This window comes from Acinetobacter sp. 226-1 (assembly GCF_030329325.1).
GTDB classification, from domain to species: Bacteria; Pseudomonadota; Gammaproteobacteria; order Pseudomonadales; family Moraxellaceae; genus Acinetobacter; species Acinetobacter sichuanensis.
In genome coordinates this window covers 41587-65198 of record NZ_JACANU010000007.1, presented here as the reverse complement: position 1 = coordinate 65198, position 23612 = coordinate 41587, and the positions used below count along the sequence as shown (strand labels likewise).

21 protein-coding genes and 1 riboswitch are annotated in these 23612 nt (G+C 38.1%); of the genes, 9 read left to right on the top strand and 12 right to left on the bottom strand.

The genetic code is table 11. The features are described 5' to 3' along the window. Window positions 1-120: 120 nt before the first annotated feature. Window positions 121-621, top strand: a complete 501-nt coding sequence (locus HX124_RS11970; RefSeq protein WP_286383273.1) for an RcnB family protein — start codon at window positions 121-123, stop codon at window positions 619-621. Between the two features lie 97 nt (window positions 622-718). Here the strand turns inward: HX124_RS11970 and HX124_RS11965 are convergent, their stop codons facing one another. Beyond that, entirely contained in the window at window positions 719-1213 is a 495-nt protein-coding gene (locus HX124_RS11965; RefSeq protein WP_286383274.1) for a phosphate-starvation-inducible protein PsiE, read from the bottom strand. A 373-nt stretch (window positions 1214-1586) separates the two neighbouring features. On the opposite strand from HX124_RS11965, the gene HX124_RS11960 reads away from it, so the two are divergent. Then, entirely contained in the window at window positions 1587-2000 is a 414-nt protein-coding gene (locus HX124_RS11960; RefSeq protein ID WP_107008065.1) for an ADP-ribosylation/crystallin J1, read from the top strand. 100 nt (window positions 2001-2100) lie between these two features. Here the strand turns inward: HX124_RS11960 and HX124_RS11955 are convergent, their stop codons facing one another. From HX124_RS11955 to HX124_RS11940, 4 genes are all read right to left on the bottom strand, one after another. Continuing rightward, entirely contained in the window at window positions 2101-3882 is a 1782-nt protein-coding gene (locus tag HX124_RS11955; protein ID WP_286383275.1) for an acyl-CoA dehydrogenase C-terminal domain-containing protein, read from the bottom strand. A 196-nt stretch (window positions 3883-4078) separates the two neighbouring features. Further along, complete coding sequence (locus HX124_RS11950) at window positions 4079-5881, bottom strand: acyl-CoA dehydrogenase C-terminal domain-containing protein (protein WP_286377668.1); 1803 nt, start codon at window positions 5879-5881, stop codon at window positions 4079-4081. Between the two features lie 388 nt (window positions 5882-6269). Beyond that, entirely contained in the window at window positions 6270-8216 is a 1947-nt protein-coding gene (locus HX124_RS11945; RefSeq protein ID WP_286383276.1) for a hypothetical protein, read from the bottom strand. Window positions 8217-8517: 301 nt separating this feature from the next. After that, on the bottom strand, window positions 8518-9150 hold the full coding sequence (locus tag HX124_RS11940; RefSeq protein WP_286383277.1) for a hypothetical protein: 633 nt from the start codon (window positions 9148-9150) through the stop codon (window positions 8518-8520). Between the two features lie 145 nt (window positions 9151-9295). On the opposite strand from HX124_RS11940, the gene baeS reads away from it, so the two are divergent. The 3 genes from baeS to HX124_RS11925 all read left to right on the top strand — a co-directional run bounded on the left by baeS (window position 9296) and on the right by HX124_RS11925 (window position 12161). Next, on the top strand, window positions 9296-10954 hold the full coding sequence (gene baeS, locus HX124_RS11935; RefSeq protein WP_286383313.1) for a sensor histidine kinase efflux regulator BaeS: 1659 nt from the start codon (window positions 9296-9298) through the stop codon (window positions 10952-10954). 16 nt (window positions 10955-10970) lie between these two features. Then, the gene (locus HX124_RS11930) at window positions 10971-11657 is read left to right on the top strand and encodes a response regulator (RefSeq protein ID WP_107008060.1); all 687 of its coding nucleotides are present in this window, start codon (window positions 10971-10973) and stop codon (window positions 11655-11657) included. Window positions 11658-11855: 198 nt separating this feature from the next. After that, a complete protein-coding gene (locus tag HX124_RS11925; RefSeq protein ID WP_286383278.1) occupies window positions 11856-12161 on the top strand; it encodes a hypothetical protein in 306 nt (101 codons plus the stop codon). Between the two features lie 5 nt (window positions 12162-12166). Here HX124_RS11925 and HX124_RS11920 read toward each other — a convergent pair whose 3' ends face one another. The 7 genes from HX124_RS11920 to HX124_RS11890 form a co-directional block, all read right to left on the bottom strand. Continuing rightward, entirely contained in the window at window positions 12167-12547 is a 381-nt protein-coding gene (locus HX124_RS11920) for an MmcQ/YjbR family DNA-binding protein (RefSeq protein WP_286383279.1), read from the bottom strand. 29 nt (window positions 12548-12576) lie between these two features. Continuing rightward, window positions 12577-13173, bottom strand: a complete 597-nt coding sequence (locus HX124_RS11915; protein WP_286383280.1) for a L,D-transpeptidase family protein — start codon at window positions 13171-13173, stop codon at window positions 12577-12579. A 131-nt stretch (window positions 13174-13304) separates the two neighbouring features. Beyond that, complete coding sequence (locus HX124_RS11910; protein WP_286383281.1) at window positions 13305-14747, bottom strand: protein adenylyltransferase SelO; 1443 nt, start codon at window positions 14745-14747, stop codon at window positions 13305-13307. A 173-nt stretch (window positions 14748-14920) separates the two neighbouring features. Next, on the bottom strand, window positions 14921-16084 hold the full coding sequence (locus HX124_RS11905) for an acyl-CoA desaturase (protein WP_286377675.1): 1164 nt from the start codon (window positions 16082-16084) through the stop codon (window positions 14921-14923). 340 nt (window positions 16085-16424) lie between these two features. Next, on the bottom strand, window positions 16425-17147 hold the full coding sequence (locus HX124_RS11900) for a glycerophosphodiester phosphodiesterase (protein ID WP_286383282.1): 723 nt from the start codon (window positions 17145-17147) through the stop codon (window positions 16425-16427). A 200-nt stretch (window positions 17148-17347) separates the two neighbouring features. Next, the gene (locus HX124_RS11895) at window positions 17348-17926 is read right to left on the bottom strand and encodes a cob(I)yrinic acid a,c-diamide adenosyltransferase (RefSeq protein WP_286383283.1); all 579 of its coding nucleotides are present in this window, start codon (window positions 17924-17926) and stop codon (window positions 17348-17350) included. A gap of 98 nt (window positions 17927-18024) precedes the next feature. Further along, entirely contained in the window at window positions 18025-19905 is a 1881-nt protein-coding gene (locus tag HX124_RS11890; RefSeq protein WP_286383284.1) for a TonB-dependent receptor plug domain-containing protein, read from the bottom strand. A gap of 24 nt (window positions 19906-19929) precedes the next feature. After that, a riboswitch (cobalamin riboswitch) is annotated at window positions 19930-20136 on the bottom strand. 122 nt (window positions 20137-20258) lie between these two features. On the opposite strand from HX124_RS11890, the gene HX124_RS11885 reads away from it, so the two are divergent. The 4 genes from HX124_RS11885 (at window position 20259) to HX124_RS11870 (ending at window position 23535) form a co-directional block, all read left to right on the top strand. Continuing rightward, window positions 20259-20870, top strand: a complete 612-nt coding sequence (locus HX124_RS11885; RefSeq protein ID WP_286383285.1) for a hypothetical protein — start codon at window positions 20259-20261, stop codon at window positions 20868-20870. 131 nt (window positions 20871-21001) lie between these two features. Continuing rightward, window positions 21002-21652 carry a phosphoribosylanthranilate isomerase gene (locus tag HX124_RS11880; protein WP_286383286.1) on the top strand — a complete coding sequence of 217 codons (651 nt, stop codon included), beginning with the start codon at window positions 21002-21004 and terminating at the stop codon, window positions 21650-21652. Continuing rightward, on the top strand, window positions 21636-22880 hold the full coding sequence (gene trpB, locus HX124_RS11875) for a tryptophan synthase subunit beta (protein ID WP_286383287.1): 1245 nt from the start codon (window positions 21636-21638) through the stop codon (window positions 22878-22880). The genes HX124_RS11880 and trpB overlap by 17 nt, the downstream gene beginning before the upstream one ends. Before the next feature lie 145 nt (window positions 22881-23025). Next, window positions 23026-23535 (top strand): DUF1543 domain-containing protein, encoded by a 510-nt coding sequence (locus HX124_RS11870; RefSeq protein WP_286383288.1) that lies wholly within the window; start codon window positions 23026-23028, stop codon window positions 23533-23535. The last annotated feature ends 77 nt before the right edge of the window (window positions 23536-23612 follow it).

The following is a 23612-nucleotide window of genomic DNA, read 5'->3' as shown; positions in this document are numbered from 1 at the left end:
ACCTTATGATGTATTGAAAAGCCATCAATAGCGTTTAAAATTGATTATAAAATATCCATTATTTATCTTTAATTTGGCTTTAAAATATAAAAAACTTTTGAACGTATCCATGAGGTCATGATGAATAGATTAGGTTTAGTACTCTCTCTGATGGTGACCACATTATCAACAGTGACGTGGGCAGGAGCACAAGATTGGTCAAACTATCGTATGAAAGAGCGTCATCAACATCAGATTCCAACGCAAACGTATCAATACACTGACCAAAATGGTTTAACTCAAAGCAAACAGATTCCCATTCGACCACCACAAAATTATGGGCAATGGGGAAATTCTTATCCAAATTATCCGCATTACCCACATCAAAGCTATCCAAATCAGCCTTATCCTGTTTACCCACAACAAAATGGTGTAACGATTATTTATCAACAGCAATTTCCAACCCAGACGCAGTATTCAGGCAGTAGTTATGGTTATGTCAATGGTGAGGGTGGGCGAATAGAAAGTTCACAATATATGCTGATCAGTGATTGGCGACGTTATGGTTTGCCTGATCCTCAGGTTGGTATGCATTGGATCTATGAAAATGGGCGTTATATTCAAATCCCAAATGATCGCTAGATGAATGGATAGCGATCATCAATATAATTTCCTCTCCTTGATTTAAGGAGAGGGTGAGGTGGTTTTAGGTAACATGATGGATTTCTAAAGCGGTTTTTTAAGCCAATTCATCATCCTCTGGGCGTGGCGTTTTGCCATGCGGTACAGGATGATCGTGCTGTTTTTCCCGAATCACCGAAGGAAATTTCCATGAAGCAAAACGCACAATTAAAATGGAAATCGCTAAAATTAAAATAGAACCTGTGATAATAATTTGATCTATATCCGCTTTATGATCATGTTGAATGTCTGAGATCAGTAGCCGAGTCAGTGCTGTAATGGCAATATAAATCAGAAAGCGTACAGGCATATGATTGGTTTTAAAGTAAATTCCAACCATTGCACCGAGTTCTAGATAAATGAATAATAATAAAATATCATCAATACTGGCATATTGTTTGACAGTTAAAATTTCTGCAATGGTATGTACCGCAGACCATGCAATCATACAGCCAATAATAAAAAGTGCTAAATAATGAAAGGCTTCAACAGCAAGATTGCCAAATTTGTCGAGGATTTTTTCAATTTTCTCTATACGCGGGTCTTTGTTCATGTCGTCCTCCAATTTTCAATTTAAAGTATTGTTTCTCTAGATCATTTTCAAAAGTTAAAAAAGTGATCTCTAATTGATAGAACATGATATTGAAAGTTCCTTCTCCCTCAGGGATGAGCGTAGCGCAAGAGGATGAGGGGCATTTTCATATAAATCCTCTCCCTCTTGCGCTACGCTCATCCTTTAAAAGGAGAGGGGAATTTCTTTGTGAATTAAGTTTTGATGACAAATCGACTTATATAAGAAGACTATTAAAAACCATGCAAATTTCATGCACATGAAAGCCAGTTGAGAAGCAAATAAAATTTTGAAAATATTAATCTGTCATTTAAGATCAATACAAAGATCAATTTTGATAAAAATAAGGACAAATATGTATTTATATCGCCCAGTTGGATTATTTGAATATCGTTTAATTGAAAGTACAAATTTTCGAGCATTTCCACCACGTTTGTATTGGCAACCCATTTTTTATCCTGTACTCAATCAAAAGTATGCTGAAAAGATTGCATTAGATTGGAATACCAAAGATCAAGCGAGTGGTTATATTGGTTATGTCACACGTTTTGAGTTGGCAGATGAGTATTTAGCTCAATTTGAAGTACATACTGTAGGTGATGATTTTTGTCAGGAAATGTGGATACCTGCGGAACGTTTGGATGAGTTTAATCAGCAAATCATGGGTAAAATTGAAGTTGTAAATATTTTTAAAGGTGAGGCTTTTACTGAAAATGCCGAATTACCTGAGATATTTAAAACCAGTCCAGATGGCTCTAAAGAGTATTAATCAAAAATGTATTTACCAACGTACTTTAAATAAAAACACCCCCAACTTTTACAAGTTGAGGGTATTTTCAAAGTCTTAAACCTTTTAAAAGGTCTTGAACTTAAGCCTGATTGGTAAAGTAATCTTCGCTAAAGCCCATAATCACTTCTGCACCCGATTTGATTTTAGCAATACGTGAGCTTAGGTCAGGCAGCACGCGTTGAATGAAGTAATGTGTCAATGCCAATTTGTCTTGGTAGAATTGACCTTCTTTCGCTGATGCCGCTTTGGCAATACGTGCAAACATATAAGTAAAGCTGAGCAAACCAACTGCATGTAAATAATCAACTGCTACAGCATTGGAAAAATCAGCATGTTCCTTGGCACGTTCAAGAATACGCTGAGTCACTACTTCAATTTCGGTTGCAACATCTAAAGTTGCATCTTTAATGAAGTTTAAGTCCGAATCCAAGTCATTGGCAAAATCACGAATTTCAGCAATGTATTCTGTAATAAATGCACCATTGCATTTAATGGTTTTACGACCAATTAAATCCTGAGATTGAACGCCGTTGGTTCCTTCGTAAATTTGTGCAATACGCAAGTCACGAACACATTGTTCCATACCCCATTCACGGATAAAGCCATGACCACCAAAGACCATTTGTGCATCAATGGCAGCATCAAAAGCAGTATCAGTTAAATAGGCTTTAGCAATTGGAGTTAGTAATGCAACACGGTTATTTGCAGCTGCTACAGCTTCTGCATCTGTAGAGAATTTCGTGATGTCTAATTGCTGACCTACATATACTGCAAATGCACGAGATGCTTCGTTGTTCGCACGCGCATTGAGCAACATACGACGTACATCACCATGAACAAGGATGCTGTCCGCAGGTTTATTTGGAGACTGAACACCTTGTGCGCTACGACCTTGTAAACGGTCAGTCGCATATTGCGCAGCATTTTGGTAAGCGTATTCAGAAGCACCTAGACCTTGGATCCCCATTGATAAACGCTCGTAGTTCATCATCACGAACATTGCCGCTAAACCTTCGTTTTCTTTACCTACGAGATAGCCTTTAGCACCATCAAAGTTCATTACGCAAGTAGCAGATGCTTTGATCCCCATTTTGTGTTCAATTGAGCCTGCACCTACAGCATTGCGTTCGCCAAGTGAGCCATCTGCATTGACAATAAATTTCGGTACGATGAATAGCGAAATACCACGTGAGCCTGCAGGCGCATTTGGTGTTTTTGCCAAAACAAGGTGAATAATATTTTCAGACAGGTCGTGATCACCACCTGTAATGAAGATTTTTGTACCTGTAATGTTGTATGTACCATCTGTATTTGGTTCAGCTTTGGTTTTGATAATCCCTAAGTCTGTACCTGCATGCGGTTCAGTCAAACACATAGTACCTGACCATTCACCTGAGTACATTTTCGGTAAATAGGTTTCTTTTTGCTCTTGTGATGCATAGCTGTTTAATGCCATACCTGCACCAATAGACAGAAGCGGGTAGAGCATGAATGATGGGTTTGTTGCAAAGAGCATCTCATCAGAAAGTACAGTCAGCATTTTAGGCATCGCCTGACCGCCCCATTCTTCGTCAGCACCTAAACCAATCCAACCGCCTTCAGCATATTGTTGGAATGCTTCTTTAAAACCAGCAGGTGTAGACACAGTGCCATTACTATAGCTTGCACCTTCTTCATCACCTGTACGGTTTAAGGGAAGGGTGACATTTTGTGCAAACTTCGCCATTTCTTCTAAAATTGCTTCAGCTGTTGCAGCATCAACATGAGCAAGTTTTTCATTGGCTTGCCAGAATTGCTCTGCATTAAATACGTCATTTAAAATGAATTTCATATCCGCAAGTGGCGCATTATAAATTGGCATGTTCGTTCACCTGTTTTTTGTTTGAATCTGTTGACCTAAATCAGTATAAGCAACGATTTTCAATGTTGTTAGACGACTTAAGTAAGTTAAATTACGGTCTATTTATAAAGAAAAAGGACGGTTAAAGCTATGACCGTCCTTTCTGTATTTCTGCACTCAAGAGTACAGTTTTTTAATATCTGTTAGATATTTAGCATCAGAATGCGAAGTGTTCAGCATCTAAAGCCATTAATGGATCTAAGCCACCTGCGATAACGTCAACATGTGAGCGTACACGTGGTAAAATTTTCTTAAAGTAGAACTGTGCAGTGGTAATTTTTGCTTTATAGAAATCAGCATCATTTGTACCTGCTGCCAAAGTTTCTTGTGCAACTAGTGCCATACGCGCCCATAAGAATGCCAGTGTGATATAACCTGAGAAATAGAGGTAATCAACAGCAGCAGCGCCCACTTCATCTGGGTTTTGCATCGCTTTCATACCAATTTGCATGGTTAAATCACCCCACTCTTTGTTCAGAGCAGCAAGTGGTTCTAAGAACTCTTTTAACTCAGCATTGTCTTTATTTGCTTCGATAAATTTATGGATGATCTTAGTGAAGTCTTTCAACATTGCACCTTGAGTACCTAAAACTTTACGACCAAGTAAATCAAGTGCTTGAATTTCAGTTGTACCTTCATATAAGCAAGAGATACGTGTATCACGTACAATTTGCTCCATACCGTGTTCAGAAATAAAGCCGTGACCACCAAATACTTGTACACCATGTTTTGCAGATTCTGAACCTGTTTCAGTTAAGAATGCTTTTGCAATAGGTGTTAATAAAGACAAGATATTGTCAGCAAATTTACGTTCTTCTTCAGTTACACCTTGCTCAACAACATCAGCGTATTGAGATAAGAAATAAACTAAAGCACGACCACCTTCAGCAAATGCTTTTTGCGTCATGAGCATATTACGTACAGCGGGATGCACAATGATTGGATCTGCTTCTTTTTCAGGTGCTTTAGGACCAGAAAGTGAACGCATTGCTAAACGATCTTTTGCATAAGCAAGCGCACCTTGGAAAGAAGATTCAGATGCAGTCAAACCTTGAACAGCAGTACCAATACGTGCAGTGTTCATGAATGTGAACATGCAATGTAAGCCTTTGTTTTCAGGTCCAATTAGGAAGCCTTTAGCATTATCAAAGTTGATCACACACGTTGAGTTACCATGAATCCCCATTTTGTGTTCAATTGAACCACAACGTACACCATTACGATCTGCAATAGAGCCATCTGCATTCACATTGAATTTAGGCACGATAAACAACGAAATACCTTTGGTACCTTTTGGCGCGCCTGGCAGACGTGCAAGAACAATATGAATAATGTTCTCAGCCATGTCATGCTCACCCGCTGAGATAAAGATCTTCTCACCCGAGATTGCGAAGCTGCCATCGGCTTGTGGTTCAGCTTTAGAGCGGATAATACCTAAGTCAGAACCTGCATGAGATTCTGTTAAACACATGGTACCTGTCCATTCACCTGAAACAAGTTTTGGTAAATAAATTTCTTTTTGCTCAGCAGAACCGTGATGCTCGATGGTACGCACTGCACCATGAGAAAGACCAGGATACATACCCCATGCCCAGTTTGCAGAACCCACCATTTCAGAGATAACCGTACCTAATGAGCCAGGTAAACCTTGACCACCATGTTCTTCTGGTACAGAAAGCGATGGGAAACCGAGTTCAATATATTTTTGATACGCTTCTTTGAAACCTGTTGGTGTTGTTACAACGCCATCATTCCATGTACAACCTTCACGGTCACCCACTTGATTGAGTGGAGAAAGTTCATTTTCACAAAAGTCAGCCGCAGCCTCTAAATATTGATCAACCAACTCACGGCTTACGGTTTCAGAAAATGCAGGGAGTTTAGCGTAGTGTTCTTCGACATTTAATAATTCATGTAAAACGAATTGCATATCACGTAAGGGCGCTTTGTATTGTGGCATATCGGTTTCCTCAATACTGGTTAAACCAGATTTATAATCCTAATAAATACGATGCGTGTCTTCATCGACACATAGTTGTTATGTACATCGTGCAACAACTTATAATAACGTACAAGTATTTCTGTGTGATTTCTCTGTGACTGTAAAGTCAAAGAAAAATAGTGTCAATATTGTAAGTGCTTTGAGTGTAAACAGTTTTATAGTGAAAATAAGGTAACAAATAGTCAAAATCGTAAAAAGATATTTCTAGTCATGATTTTGTCAGGATGACAAATCACACAATATAAAAGTAACGCTATTTGCGCAAAGAAATTTTTAAAATAGAAAAAAGCGAGCCTGTTTTAGTGAAATAAAACCAACTCGCTCACAATCTTTCAATCAAGCAAAATTATTTTTTAATATTTTTCATAATTTGTTGAAGCGCGGAAATATCTTCAAAAATAATGGTGGCTTGAGTGTCTGTCTTTTTAATTGTGGTTGCTGTTTTTAATGGGATCACCGTATAAGTTGAACCACCTTGATTATTTTTTACATAATTTCCTAAAGATGCATAAATTTGTGTAAATGGATAAGTGGTTGTTTGCTGTGTGTACCAATTATATTTTTCTTTCATTATCGTTTTTGGTGCATCGAACACAATATCTTGTTGTGGCAGATTAGATAAAGTCATTTGCCCTTGTGAGTTTAATGTTTGGAAATAAATTTTTCCAAATTGATCCAAGCCTCTGAAATCTCCATTCACTTTGACTTTTAGACTTAATACTGTTTGGATCAAACCAATTTCTTTAACTCCAACACCTAAATCCATGAATTTTTTTAAGGTATTTTGATTAATTGTAAATTTAGCATCGGCATTTGAAGGATGAGTGAGTTTTAAAATCGCAGTTTTTTCAGCACTTGAGAGTGAGCTAATGTTATCTAAAAGTATAGAAAGTTCGGCTTTGGTAAAGCTTTTTGGCGCAGCAATATAGACTTGTGTAGGTACGTTTCGAGTGGCTGGAAGTTTTTCCAACATTTCAATATGAACTTTACCGCAAGTATTTGGGATTTTATAACCACGCCCAACCAATCTATTCTGATATTTAACTTGAAAATTGATCGCTCTATCTTGTGGCATATTTAATAGATATGTGAATTCACCTGAATTTTGTATATATAGAGTTTGATATTTTCCAAACCCCTCAACATCTATATCCATAGTCAAATAAGGATCAACGTGAAAATCTTGGCTATATTGGAGGGGAAGCTCAGCACACATTTTGTTATAGTACCAATCTAAATTCCAATACGATAAATGTGAAACTTGGTAGCTCACATCAAAATTACCTTGCGCATTTTGTTTAAACTTGCCCACAAGTTCTTGTTGCCATAGACCTGTTGTTTCACTATGACTCCACACAGGAATCGTATCACCATCTTTGACAGGTAAGTTGGTTTCAGGGTTGAGTAGCCCTGCAGGTGTTTGAATCGTCATGGTACCTTGACCATTACTGAGTAAATGAGCTTTACGTCCTTGCGCGTCTGTAATATCGACTGCCATTAAACCTGCTGTGACAAAATACCCTTGTTGTAATCGCCATTGATTATTTTCAAATACTTTGACCTGATCTGGATTTAGACCACCAGGGAAGACGGCTCCAATATTCTCAGTTTTTGGACTAAAGTAACCAATACTGACTTTTAAATCACCTATCAGTGCTTGTCCTTTTTCATCTTTTAAAATGGTGTTAGCAGCTAAGCTAAAACTCGCAGCCGCACCTTTTGAAGCGACATCAGTTGTTTTTGCAGTAAGTTGAATATCTTTGAGTAATTTACCTGAAGTATCTGTTTTAACATCTTTTTGTAATGCAACAGCAATACCCGCAGGTGGGGCAGCCTTGCTGACTAAACTGATTTTTTGTAGGCTGATTGGATGACCTGTATAAATGATATCTGTGCTTGTTGTGAAGTAGCCATCCGCAGAAATGATCACTCTAAGTTTGACAGGTTTATTGCTTGATGCACTTTTTGCCGCATCGGCTGTGAGGTAGATATAAGCATAACCATTTTGAATGTTCTGCTGTGTAGGATCTTCATAGACATTGCTTTGGGCGATATCATCTTCTGCATGAAGTGAGATTTTTTCTTGAACGATTTGACCTGTTTTCGCATCTCTAAATTCTAATGGGATAGCAACACGTCCTTGATTTAAATCTGCTGTGACGATGGTTTCCTCTGGCATTGGAGGTAAAACTTTATCAATAATGGCGTCAATAATATCGTCTGTACCTCCACAGGCAACCAAAGTTGTTGCACATAAAATAGAGCAGGTGACAGTACTGAGTTTAAATTTCATATCTTTTCCCCTAAATTGATATCCATATTTTTAATATGATGAAAAATTAAAAATCATCTTTATTTTTAATGAATTAGAAATGAAACCGATCAAGTAAAATAGATGATGCTCTAAATTGACTTGAGGTGAATGATTTCATTATTCACTTTGAATATTAAGGAAAATATTGATGAATACTATTCCTCAAATGAGGACTAAACTTGTTGAATTTTAAAATATAAGACAGCAATGGCTGAAAATGTAGATGTAAAAAAATCGCTCCGAAAAGCGATTTTGATGTAGCAGAAAATACTTAAAAAAATTATGAAACTTTTAGATCATTGGTAGGAACCAAAGGTTGCATCGGTTGAGTTTGTTTTTGTGCTTGGAATTTAACAACACATGTGCCATTTACGGTCTTATCGCCTAATTTCACTTGAATGGCTTGACCATTGTTTTGACCTACACATGCTTTTTGCATGGTTTCCCATTGCGCTTGTCGTTCAGCACGTTTTTGTTCACGTTGCTGTTGAAGCTGAGCACGTTGCTCTTCAGTCATTTGTTGCATATGGCGTTCACCTCGATGATGCCCATGCATCATACGACCTTGATCATGTCGAGCATCACGCATTTCGTTCATGGCTTTACGATCAATTTTAAAAACCATATTGCATGAGCCATCCAGTGTTTTTTCACCAGCTTTAATCTGTACTGCTTGTCCTAAAGCTTTACCATCACATGCTTTTTGAATTTGTGCATGCATAGCTTTGCGCTCTTCGCGCATTTGTTTCATTTGTGCGCGTTGTTCAGGTGTCATTTGGCGACCATGCTGATGATGTCCCATCATACGAGCATCATGATCATGTTTAGGAGTATTTGTAGATTGACAAGCAGTCAATGCTGTCATACTCAAAATACTTGCGGTTACAAGTACAATTTTAGAGGTTGCTTTCATTGAGGCTGCTCCAATAAAAATAAACAAGTTTCAAATATTATCAATGCTTAAAGATTAAATAATAATGATGTAGAAACAATGGAGAGTATTTTGAGTCCCTGTTGGTTACAATACAAAACAGAGAAGAAAATGTGTGAGCCTCATTTTGAATATACGCCGAGTTCCTATTGCGTTACGTCTATTTTTGACCGTTTTGCTCACGACTTTATTGATTACGACGGTCAGTTTAGGTGTACTTCATTGGACGATGCAAAAAAACTTTGCTAAATATGTTGCCGATGTCGAAATGCAAAAACTCGATTATTTAATCGATAACTTAGCTGATGTCTATGGTTTATATCATGATTGGGGCAATGCAGTTCAGGCTCAAATTTTGCAAATTGAGGGCGATGCCGCGCCTGATGATTATGATAAATTGTCACGTTGGTGGTTAAGACGTCAATATGATATTGCGTTGCAACAACGTTATTTTAAAGAGCATACGCTAGTCAATCAGATTGCACACGATACAGCAACCAACCAAAATAAGATTGATCCTGTTGAATTGCAAATCTTACAAGAAAATTTACCTTCGCAGTTTCAACCTTTTGAGGGTTTAAAATTTCCATTAAGTGCAAATCAAAACTTTTTTAAACCGCCTGAAAAAAATAATAAAAGCCAGACTTCAGTGTCTACATTGAAGCAAGATGGCAAAAAACGTTTTATTTCTATGCCAGATCGTTTGGGTTTAAGTTCACGTTTATCTTTGTATGATGCAAAACATCAATTTATTTTAGGTGAGCCTTCAGAAGATCCAGTGTCATATCGCCCAGTGATTGTAAAGAACAAGGTGGTGGGTTATTTGGGTTTAAAACCTGTTTTAGATCAAGATGATGCATTAAGTATTAATTTTTTTAGTAATCAAAAACGTTATTTGGTACTGATTTATATTTTGACTTTGATCAGTAGTTTGGTTGCAGCATTATTATTGGCAACGTATTTTAAAAAGCCAATTCAACGCTTGCTAAATGCAACTCGTGAGTTAACAAAAGGTAATTATCAGCATCAAGTGATTGTAAATCGCAATGATGAATTGGGAGATTTGTCTAATGAAATTAATCAATTAGCGATTATTCTTGATCAGCATGAAACCTCACGTCGCCAATGGGTCGCAGATACTTCACATGAGCTCAAAACGCCATTGGCTGTGTTACAAGCTCAAATTGAGGCAATGCAGGATGGGATTCGTAAACCAACACCTGAACATTTTGCATCTATGCTACGTCAAGTCACAAGTTTGAAAAAACTGACGCAAGACTTGGCAGATTTGGCACAAGCCGAAGCACAGCAATTGAAATGTTATTTTGCTGAAGTTGATCCTTGGTCAATGGTCGTGCAGGAAGTAGAAAATTTTAAACCTAAATTTGAACAGGCAGATCTATCCGTTGAAGTTCAAGGTGATGGTGCGAAATTACAATTAGACATAGACCGCTTTAAACAAATTATGGTCAACTTATTAGGGAATAGTATTCGTTATACTGAAGCAGGTGGTAAAGTCCACATACATACTGTACAAGATGCACAATTTTGGACAATTTATGTTGATGATAGTCCATTTGGTTTAACAGATGAGCAGCTAGAAAAATTAGGTGAGCGTTTCTATCGAGTGGATGATTCACGTACACGTAGTACAGGTGGCACAGGTTTAGGTTTAGCATTGTCCGGTAAAATTGCACAAGCTTTAGGTGGTGAGCTTACATTTGACCACTCTCCTTTAGGCGGTTTACGTTGTAAATTGACTTTCCCGAAACAAACAAAGCATTAAGAAGGAAAAAGACAGCATGAAACATATTATGCTTGTAGAAGATGAAGTGGAACTTGCACAGTTAGTGCGAGATTATCTTGAAGCAGCAGGCTTAGAAGTCAGTATGTTTCATGATGGGCAAGAAGCATATGATAGCTTTTTGCAACGTAAGCCAAGTTTGATGATTTTGGACTTGATGGTGCCGCGTATGGACGGCTTAACGATTTGCCGTAAAGTACGTGAACAATCTGACTTGCCCATTATTATGGTCACTGCTCGTACTGAAGAAATTGACCGTGTGTTGGGTCTAAATATGGGTGCAGATGATTATGTATGCAAGCCATTTAGCCCTAAAGAATTGGTGGCACGTGTACAAGCTGTTTTACGTCGTTTAGAGCGTAAAGCTGAGCCTGAGGAAAATAACTTATTCCGTATGGATAAAGCACAACAACGCATTTGGTATCAACAAAAATCGTTGAATTTAACACCAACTGAATTTCGTTTATTAGAGTTATTCTTAGAACATGTCGGACAGGTTTATTCTCGTGCACAACTTTTAGACCATATTAATCCTGATAGTTTTGATGTTGCTGACCGTGTTATTGATAGCCATATCAAAAACTTACGTCGTAAAATATCGGATGCTGCGGAAACAGGAAACCGTCATGAATGGGTGCAAGCAGTTTATGGTGTAGGCTACCGTTTTGAATATCCAGAAGATTAAAAAATTTACAAACTGAAACATATATTGTGGATAGACACAGGTTTATCCACAGTTTTTGGGTATAAAAGTGTATAACTCTTCTTAAAAAATGATCATTTAAAACGGGAGAGAAGATAAAAATATCAGCTAAAAACTTTGTTTATTTTGCGATTATAAAAATTAATTTAACCATTTTTACATTATAAATAAGAGTATTGAATGTCAAATTCATCAGATTATTATCATCTTCGTCGATTTCTTGCAGTACTGTGTTTTCTGTCAGCATTTGGCTGTTTGATTGCATTTTTTAGTACAGGTTCGCAGTATTATATTTTGCTTGTTATTATGGTCATCCTGTTTGTTTTAACCTATTTTATTGCGCCATATTCACAAGGAAGACGAAGTTGGAAATCTGATGTAGCACAAGAAGTTCTACTTGATCAGTGGTTTATTGAAGGCTTTTTTCATATTTTTGTTTTTTTAATTCGTATAGTGATTTCTTTCGTTCGACACATTGTAAATTAAAAAAATTATTGAATGGTTGAATGTATCGCGAGAGCTTGTTTTTGCTTTTTAGTCAGTTGCTCTGTCACCAACTGATACGATGTTTTGACTAAATCTTCGATCAACTGTGCATCAATTTTTTCACCTGCATAGATTGAAATCCAATGACGTTTATTCATGTGATAGCCCATTTTGATAGAAGGATAGAGTTCACGTAAAATTTCAGATTGTTCAGGTTGTACTTTTAAATTGACAAAAATTTGTCCCTGTGCGGTAGATGTGAGTAAGAAAATTTTATTCATGACTTTAAAAACATGGATATCTTCACCAAAGGGATAACTTAATTCAGCAAGTACTTGCTGAGTGGCAATTTGCATTGCATATTGTTGAATTTCAGATTCATTCATGCGAAGTTCCTATATTGAGTACATATCATTTATGGATAAATCGTGATGATGGTTCCATCATCCACCAATTTCCAGATTTCATCCATATCTACATTGCGTACCGCCATACAGCCCCATGTCCAGTCATTACGAGGTAAATAATCCATTAATTTGGGTAATTTTTCTACTTGAGCTGTTGTCGCTGAACCATGAATCATAATATCACCGCCTGCGGAAACGCCCAGTTGTTTGGCTTTAGCTTGATCCTGCGCATTGGGATAAGAAACATGTAGAGATTTATAAAAAGCACTTTTCGGATTACGCCAATCTAAAACGTATTGTCCCTCAGGGGTTTTTCCATCACCTTCTTGGACTTTATGCCCAATCGGTTCAAAACCTAAGCGCATAGGATAGTCACGGATGACTTGCTTGTGATGTAATAATTGAATGTGACGTGCTGATTTATAGGCTTTAACTTCAGTGATGGGCGTTTCTTGGCGAATTTTATTGATTTCAGTTGGCGTTAAATTTTGTACATGAATCGCAGATGTTTCAGTAGGTAGATAGCGGGCATATTTTTGATAAACCAATATTCCGATGATAATGAAAAACAAAAAGAAAATGAAAAATATAATTTTTTTATTCATTGTTAAAATAACTTATCGATCTAATCAATATTTTACAAAAAATAAAAGCTTATGTTGTGGTGATATTGTTTAAATTTTCTTTTGAATGACAAAGGGTAGAACAAGCTACCCAGTGGCAAGTGAACATTTATTTATGATGAACAACTGACCATCACTTCAGGCACATCACTTGGTAATGGTGCTAAATCTTCAGCTTTTTCCAAATCGACTTGTTTGCTGAACGGTTGACTGAGTAATTTAAACAGACGATCGACTTCTGAAAAATCACCACGTTCCGCAAGTTCGATTGCTGTTTGTGCCATATGGTTGCGTAAAATATACACAGGATTGGCTTTAAACATTTCTGCATCAAGTTCGTTAGTCTCTTGGTTTGTTCGAATACTTTCATATTGTGCCAAAAAGTCTTCAAACTGACGACGATCCAGACAATCATCTTTAATGGCTTCATATTCTTTGCGTTGCATACGAAGAAAACTGTTGGTGTAATCGAGTTGCTCTGTTTGTAAAATTCTTAAAAATGCCATACCACAATCAAAACTATCTTTATGAAAACTTGGCAGTCCGAGTTTTTGACATAAACCATGCGTGTAATATTCTAAAAATGTTGGCTCAAAATGTTCTAAGCAATCAGCAAGGTCTTGTTTAAATTGTTCTTTATTTTCAGGTGTCGCCAAAGGAATTAAATTATTGAGCCAATTCCATAAATTCCAATGGGCAATACTTGGCTGATTTTGATAGGTATAACGACCATTATAATCGCTATGATTGTTGATCCAATTCGGGCGGAAACGCTCCATAAAACCATAAGGTCCAAAGTCTAAAGTTGAACCTGTAATGTTTAAGTTATCGGTATTCATCACACCGTGAGCAAACCCCACCAATTGCCATTTTGCAATCATGATGGCTGTGTTTTGAATAACTTTAGTGGCAAATGCCAAAATAGGATTTTCAGCTTTTAAGCATTCAGGATAATGCCATTCGATGCATTTTTCGGTAAATTCTTTGAGTAGTTCAGGTTGGTATTGATTGATCCATTCAAAATGACCCAAACGAATATGACAGTCAGACGTGCGGAGCATCATTGCGCCAAGTTCCAGTTTTTCACGCTGTACGCCTTGTTCAGATGTCGTGAATCCGACGGAATTACTCGAAGGTACACCAAGCGCATTCAGTGCATGACCTGCCAGATATTCACGGATCACAGAGCGCAGTACTGCACGTCCATCACCCATACGAGAGTAGGGCGTTGAGCCTGCACCTTTTAAATGCAGATCAATTGTTTGATTGTTTTTATTTAGAATCTGAGCAATCAGTAAGCCTCGTCCATCACCGAGTTGTCCTGCCCATTGTCCAAATTGATGTCCTGCATAGACCATTGCCAGAGGATGAAACTCAGGAAAGGTTTTTTGTCCGCTACAGATTTCAACCCACTCAGCTTTTTCATCTTCTGACCACTGTAACTCATCTGCCAAAGCTGCATTAAAATGTCCTGCTTTTGCACCTTTGAGGGGAGAGGGCATCTGCTCATGATAGAGTTTTGGGTTGAGGGATGGATAGCGAGAGTTGAATTGCATAGTCAGTCATCAAAATGGTTTTATCTGACTATAACAAAGTTATAGGATAAGCTGTGCAAAATAGAAAAGAATGACAACATGATTGAACAAGTAGAAGTAGAGCAATTGCCAACTTTTGCTAAATATAATAAAGAAAAGCCCCATTTCGGAGCTTTTCAATCATTTAAAAACCATTAAGATACAGTGGTTTTTTTAATATTACGCATTAAGGTTTCTAAGCGTGAACGGTGAAAACTTAATTTTTGTTCAACCAGTTGGAAATCAACTTTTAATTTTCCATCCATTTGATGAAGCTTTTCAGCCATTGACGCTTTTTTCGCTTGAAGCTCTTGCTCTTTTAAAGCCGCCCAGTCATTTAAAGTATGGGTAAATGCTTCATATTCCTGTGCAACTTTTTGTTTCATCGCTAAAATATCAGCATTTACATCATGCCCGTAAACAGCTAAATCTTGCTGTGCATATTTAAAACGCATTGCCAATTCAGCTTTTTTAATATTAAAGCTTGGGATACGACGTAAATTTTTTGCTAAGCCGACTTTAGAGCAAGACCAGATGAGCCATTTTGTTGGATCATATTGCCACCATTTCACACCATTACGATAATCGTACTGGAAAATGTGATGATAGTTATGATAACCCTCACCCCATGTTGCAATTGCAAGAATGAAGTTATCACGTGCTGTATTTTCATCTGTATAAGGGCGTTTACCCCACATATGACACAATGAGTTGATGAAGAATGTCACATGATGACTGAAAATCAGACGCAGTAAGCCACCAAGCAGTAAGACACCCCACATATCACCAACAGCCCAACCAATAGGCAATAAGATTGCAGCATGAACTGCAATGACAAGAGGAATATAGTATTTATGTTGGAACATTACTAATTTGTCATTGAGTAAATCGGGTGCATTTTTATAGTTGGGTTCTGCTGCTGGATAATTACGAAGCATCCAGCCAATATGTGCATACCAAAAACCATTGTTAATAGAATATGGGTCTTGATCAACGTCATCGACATGACGGTGATGGGTACGATGTCCTGAAGCCCAGAACAAAATACTATTTTGAATGGCAAATGTTCCCATAATCATTAAAATGATTTTAAGTGGGAGAGTCGCTTCATAAGCACGATGTGCCCACAAACGATGATAACCTGCAGTAATGCCTAAACTGCTTAAACCGAGTAAAACAAATAAACTGATCCAAGCCGCTATACTAAAATCATGGTGCCAAGCATAGAAAGGAATCGCGATCAGTGCAACGATAGGCAAAAAAACTAACGCAAAAACACCGATCCAGTTAATTGGGGCTTTGGGTAGGGGAGCATTCATCTCCAACAGCACTCCTAAAAACCTTAAAATAGTAGGTAGAAAATAAATACAGCCGACTATTTTTTTTGAGGCTGTAGTGTGTGAATAGTAACATGCTAAAATAGTTATTCACCAGCATTATTGTACAACTGTATTGTACAAAACAGTAACAGAATAAATCGTATTTTTGGTGGGTTTGATCGAAAAAAATGAATTAAGAATCTTTTGAAAAATTAAGTAATTTTATGTCGGTAAAAGGTGAGTAAATACGACCTTTATCATTGACTTAAACAATAATATCGCATTTATATTTTTTAAAAAGTTGAAGAAATAAACAAATCTTCAACAAATTTTGAAGCTTTTATTTGATTTGTTGTAATGCGGTTTGCATGAGTTTTGGAAAATCGGTAATTAAACCATGAACGCCAAGTTCACGTAAGTGTTGTGCTCGCTCAATTTCATTCACCGTCCAAATACTGATATTTAAATTTGCTTCTTGGGTTTTTTTGATGATCTGATCGGTTGCGAGCTGATTCATCCAACCCATTTGACAACACTTTAATGAGATTGCCTGTTCAATCGCCTGTTCACCAATATCGTCTTCTATCAGCAAGCCATGTCTAAAACGACTTTTTTGCAGCAGCAGTGCTTGATGAATTTTTAGATCAAAACTGGTAATAATGGCTGTTTGCTCAAAACCCTGTAATTGTTTTTCCAGTTCAATGACCAGCATTTCAGCGTGTTGTTGGGTAGCGACAGCTTTAACTTCGACTTCTAAGTGTTCAAAGTCGTGCATAATCTTTAAGCTTTGTTTGAGTGTAGGCGTAATTTGTTTTTCCCAATCCATCCAAATATGCGCTTGGTTATAGCTTTCAAGCTCTGTACTGTTTAATGCATATAAATGTTGATCTGTGCCTGTAGTACGCAGAAAATTGTCATCATGCATAACAATCAATTCATGGTCTTTGAGTTGTCGAACATCAAACTCAACAGCACGAATCCCTAAGTCATGAATGTACTGGAAACCTGCTAATGTATTTTCAGGTGCTTCGCCACGTGCGCCACGATGTCCGATGATTTTCATAATGAGCTCTGTTTGGTTAATCTAACGAGAAAGATAATTGTTGTTCTGCCGAGAATATTCAATAGAGATGATTAAATTTCTTGTATGTCGAGTTGTCATTAATATTTAATTTATAATGGAAGTTCCCTCTCCTTTTAAACGGAGAGGGCTAGGGAGAGGATGACTATAAAGCATCCCACCTAATTTATATCAATTTTCGATCAAATCGTCTCGTTAATATTTTTTTGCCACAGCACCTCACTGCCACCTTCAGCACGTTGCAGGGTACGTGATGCCACAAAGAACCAGTCAGACAAACGGTTGAGCAGTTGTAAAGCTGTTGCCTGAATATTTTGGTCGCTTGTATGTACTGTCATTAAACTACGTTCTGCACGACGACAAACAGATCGCGCTTGGTGTGTATAACTACATACGATTGTGCCTGATGGCAGAATGAAATCTTTGAGCATTGGCAAATCTTCATTCATACGGTCGATTTCTTTTTCTAAAAACTCAACGCAAATCGGTTGAAGCATGGTGTAGTTTGGAATACAGACTTCACCACCTAAATCAAACAACCAGTGTTGAATCAGGCTTAATGATTTGTCCCAATGTGCTTTATTTTCAATCGTACTGAGTGCGATTTGCGAGCGTAATACACCAACAATGGAGTTCAGTTCGTCGACATCACCCAGTGCAGCAATACGTAAGTCATCTTTAGCGACACGAGAGCCATCACCCAGGCCTGTAGTGCCTGAATCACCTGTACGAGTATAAATTTTACTTAAACGATGTCCCATGTGAGTTCCTTGAAAGTTTAAAATTTAAGGCTGAAATTAAAAAAGGATAATGCCATAGTCATGACATTATCCTCAAAGTTTTGTTGCTTTAAATGCTTTTAGTATTTAAATGTAACACCGACTGAAGCTTGACGCCCTGTATTGATATACCAATCATTTGCAGGGTATGTGTTTAATACTTCGCGATATTCAACATCACCAATATTTTGGATGTTAGTGAAAAGTTTCACATTTTTTGTCGCATTCCAGTAAGCATTTAGGTCTACAGTGGCATAGCCTGGAACACGTAAAGTATTTTGAGTGTCTGCATAAGCTTTCGCACGCGCGATGAGAGATGCACTGATCCCATATGTTGCATTTTCCAAACCTGTACTTAGGGTTAGCGTTTGGCGAGGACGATAGACAATCTCTTTACCGTTCTCTTTATTTTCAGAGTCTACAAAAGCATAGGCAGTTGATAAAAATAAATCATCTTGATGCCATTTAACTTCTACTTCACCGCCAGTAAATTTAGCTTTGTTAATATTTTCATTACCAGTTTTGCCATAATTAACTAAGTTTTTAACTTCAGTGTGATAAGCAGAAAGACTCGTGCTGATATTTGCATTGATGTCATAATCAAAACCAAGTTCATAAGAAATACTTTCTTCAGGTTTTAATTGATCATTGCCACCCCATTGTGAATACATTTCATTCAATGTTGGCGCACGGAAAGCACTACCAATGTTGGCATATACACTAGCATTAGGTAAGAAGTGATAGCGAATAGCACCTTGACCTACAGTATGAGTACCAAAGCGTTCATTATCTTCTACACGCGCACCAATTTGAGTATCAAAACGATCATTTTTAAACTGATGCTGTACATAATAACCTGTGCTTTCAACACTTTGGTCATTGTTGACAATCGTATTGCTTTGGTAGTTCGCATCATTATAAGTCGCACCAACCAAGATATTTTGGTTTGGCGTAAATTTCCACTTAAGGTTTAAATCACCTTCATTATTTTCAGTATTATAATGTGAGGCATACGCAGGGACATTTTGCTTGTCTTGAACATTGGCATAATGTGCATTTAAGATCAAATTGGGCAGAATGTTATAAGCAACTTTGGCATTAATCACGCGGTTCTCAAACTCACGCGCTGCTGTGTTGACAATATAGTCATTACTAAAAATATTTGTGCCTTTATTTTCACTGATCGAAGCTGAAGCATCTACAACATTATCTTGGCTATAACCAAATTTTGCATTATAACCTTTTTGGTCATAACTGGCTTTTTCGCCTTTAGGTTGGCTTTCAAAAATACGAGTACCATCACTTTCAAGACGTTGTCCACCGACTTGCGCATAGAAACCTTGATCGCTGACCAAGCTTGCTTTTGCAATGGTTTTGTAAGTCTGGTTTTCGCCATAAATTCCTGTAAGTTCCGCACCTGATTGTGTTGGTTTCTTAGAAATTAATTGAACGACACCACCAATGGCATCACTGCCATATTGTACAGAAGCAGGACCTTTTAATATTTCAATTTGTTGTACGTCAGAAGTATCTAAAAATGCAGGATATAAAGGACCTAACTCATTTTGACTATTGAGACGCGCACCATCTTTTAAAACTAAAGTATGGACGGATTTCATTCCACGTAAACCAATTTCAGAAATTTGCCCCATGCCACCACTTTGCTTGATGTAAACAGCAGGGTCACGTTGAATAACATCTGAAACATTCAGAATAGGGTTTTTCTGAATGGTTTTTTCATCAATCACAGTAATACGTGCAGGAACATCTTTAATATTTTCTGCTGAACGTGTTGCTGTAAAAACAATTGTATCTAAAGTTGAAACTGGAGTTGACTCAGATGAAAGAGAATCGGTTGCGAAAACGGTAGAAGAAATCCCCATCGCAACAGCGACAGCACCTACAAGCGTCGTAGGTTTAAAAGTTGTAAGTTTAGCAACAACAGACATGATATGCTCCATACATTCACTCCCCGTGAATGATTGAGTTAAAGGGCACAACAAGCAGGTATCCGGACTTAAATATAGGGTGATAGACCCGTATTATTCCACCTTCCCACAATGAATCATTGCAGTGGCGTAAACCTAAGGATTTATAAAGAATAATATTTCATTTTACCGTTGCGGGGGCAGTGTTGGATTTGCACCAACTTCCCTGAGCCTAAGCTATAGACTTGTTGCATTTGCGCGCAGTATAGTTGTGGTGAAAATAACTTACAAGATCAACATAAATACACTACAGCATTACATTTGAAAATTATGAATATATTCAGACTGAGTGAGATTGTCAGTATTCACGTGATGGCAGGAAAACGATGAAAGCAGCAATCGTGCATCTTGTTTGGTTGGTGCTGATTTATGCTGTGGCACATTCACAAAGAACAGTTGTGTCTGAACGCCCTCAAACTCCTTCTCTACACAGCGCAGCGCCAAAAACTCATACAGAACCATCAAAGCCACATATTGAGCTTCCGAAACATCCACATTCTACAGAAACTTTATCCTCTGATGTTAATACAAATGAACATCCGCAAGCTACGGTGACTGCGGTAAATCATTTGCCTACCATAGAGCCAGAATTTCCTCCAGAGCCTGAACAGAAAGTTGAGATTTTACATCTTGAAAATAATATGAGGACTTATGATTGTCAGGGGCAAGCGGTGCGATTATTTGCACCAGATGCTCAACTTCAATTTACAGGATATTGCCCATACTTAGTGATCAGTGGTCCAAATTCAAAAATTCAAGCAGATCGTGTACAGGTGCTCAAAGTCTATGGACCTGATACCGTTGTTTCGGTGAATGCTGTTGATTTTATTGATGTGGTCGCACCGAATTCAACAGTGTATTATGGACGTGAATTGAATAACAGTGCGCGAGTTAAAAGCAAAGTTTCTGGTCCAAACTCAGTTGTACAAAGGCGCTAGTATCAATGTTAAACATAGATTGTTTTTTGTATGGTCATAGTTTTCAGCAAACAGTTGAAAATTGCATTACAATGATTGCGCTAAAATAGAGATAACATCTATTTTATAAAATCGAATTAGAGTCAAAATCTATGCGTACCCGTGCCAAAATCTGCGGAATTACCCGCATTCAGGATATTCAGTCTGCTGTACAGGCAGGCGCAGATGCGATTGGTTTTGTGTTTTTTGAACCCAGTCCTCGTTATGTATCTGCTCTGCAAGCGCAGCCATTGGCACAGGCGATCCCACCTTATGTCAATATTGTCGGACTTTTTGTCAATGCAAGCGCAGAAGAAATTGCACAAGTACTGGAACAAGTACCACTCGATATTATTCAATTTCATGGCGATGAAACGCCTGAACAATGCCAGCAGATTGCCCAATTCAATCAACGCCGTTGGTATAAAGCGATTCAAATCAAACCTGACATGGAAAATTCTGAGATTATTGCGACAATTTGGCAATATCAACAGGCAGGCGCAAGTGCTATGCTCCTCGATGCATGGCATCCAGAATTAAAAGGGGGAACCGGACACAGTTTTGACTGGTCACAGTTCCCTAAACTCGATATTCCTTTGATTTTGGCAGGTGGCTTAAACCCTGACAATGTTGAAGATGCAATACACACGACACAGGCGTATGCTGTAGATGTCAGTGGCGGCGTCGAAGCCGCAAAAGGTATTAAAGACCAGCAACTCATTGAAAAATTTATGCAAGGAGTCCAACGTGGATCAGCAAAATGATAAGCAAAATAGCCAAGTGATCGACTATACCCAGTTCCCTGATGAACGTGGGCATTTCGGTATTCATGGCGGACGTTTTGTGTCAGAAACGCTGATGGCAGCATTAGAAGATTTAGAAAAACTTTATTTTCGGATGAAAGATGATGCCCAGTTTTTGGCAGAGTTTGATCGTGACTTGGCTTATTATGTCGGTCGCCCAAGCCCTTTATATTATGCTGAACGATGGTCAAAAGAGTTGGGTGGTGCACAAATTTATTTAAAACGTGAAGACTTAAATCATACAGGTTCTCATAAAGTAAATAACACCATTGGTCAGGCACTGCTTGCTAAACTTTCAGGCAAAAAACGTATTATTGCCGAAACAGGCGCAGGTCAGCATGGTGTTGCAACTGCAACCATCGCAGCACGTTTGGGACTTGAATGTGTCGTGTTTATGGGCGCAGAAGATGTTAAACGTCAAGCGATGAATGTCTATCGTATGCGTTTACTTGGAGCAACCGTTGTTCCTGTAGAAAGTGGTTCAAAAACATTAAAAGATGCCATGAACGAGGCGATGCGTGACTGGGTTACCAATGTTGATTCAACCTATTATGTGATTGGTACAGTGGCAGGTCCACATCCATATCCGCAATTGGTACGTGATTTCCAATCGATCATTGGTCGTGAAGCACGTAAACAAATTCAAGAGCAAGCAGGTCGCTTACCTGATGCGCTTGTGGCTTGTGTGGGTGGTGGTTCAAATGCGATGGGCTTGTTCTATCCATTCTTAAATGACCAAGATGTGAAAATGTACGGTGTTGAAGCCGCAGGTTACGGCATTGAAACAGGCAAGCATTCTGCACCATTAAATGCAGGTCATGTCGGTGTGTTACATGGTAACCGTACTTACCTCATGTCAGATGAGCAAGGTCAAATCATTGAAACACATTCAATCTCTGCGGGTCTGGATTATCCGGGTGTAGGTCCTGAGCATAGTTTCCTCAAAGATATGCACCGTGTTGAATATGTGCCAATCAATGATACCGAAGCATTACAAGGTTTTCGTGATTTAACCCATATCGAAGGCATCATTCCTGCGCTTGAAAGCTCACATGCGATGGCATATGTGACCAAACTTGCACCGACTATGGATAAAAATCAAATCATCATTGCGACTGTTTCTGGTCGTGGCGATAAAGATTTGATGACTGTTGCTCGTATTGATGGCGTGGAAATGGTTGAGATGTAAAACTCCTTCTAAGCCCTCTCTTTGGAGAGAGGGTTGGGAGAGGGGGAGTTTTAAAGTTTCTCATTTTAATCCTCCCTTGCGGAGCATGCTCCTCACCTTTTTCAAAGGGGGACTTTTTTTGCAGAAGCTTTCATAGAGATTGAAAATGTCAAATTTATTTATCGTCATGCTTGGTGGTCGCCATGCACGTGCCAATACCGAAGTGCATGATGTAGTACTTGCGGTAGGTCATACGTTGGAAGAAGTATATCCGCAACTGAAAAGTGCATGGTTTGGTGAGCAAAAAGGCTTACATATCGACGCTTGGATGAAAGTTTCAGGTCTTGAGTTTGAAAATAAAAAATATCAAATTCAGTGGAGTAATGCGCAGCCCAATACATCTGAGCAAAAGCTGTGGCTGATTAATTTGGGTGGTTATGATGCCCGTGAATTTGGTGAGTTACATCGTTATGTTTTAGTTGTTGCTCAAGATTCTGCAACTGCAAAAGAAAAGGGAAAGGCATATTTTGCAAGCCATTGGCAAAAACAACATACAGACCGTGTTTTGGATGTCGATGATTGTATTGCGATTGACCATGTCCATGGACGTTATGTGCAATTGCGTGAAGGCGATTTCGCACAAGGACAGTGGGAAAATACCTATTTAACACTTTGAATTGTCATATAACAGCCGTAATAACAGTGAAATTATTCTTATCACAAATATAGATAAGCAATGAAGAAAAATATCAA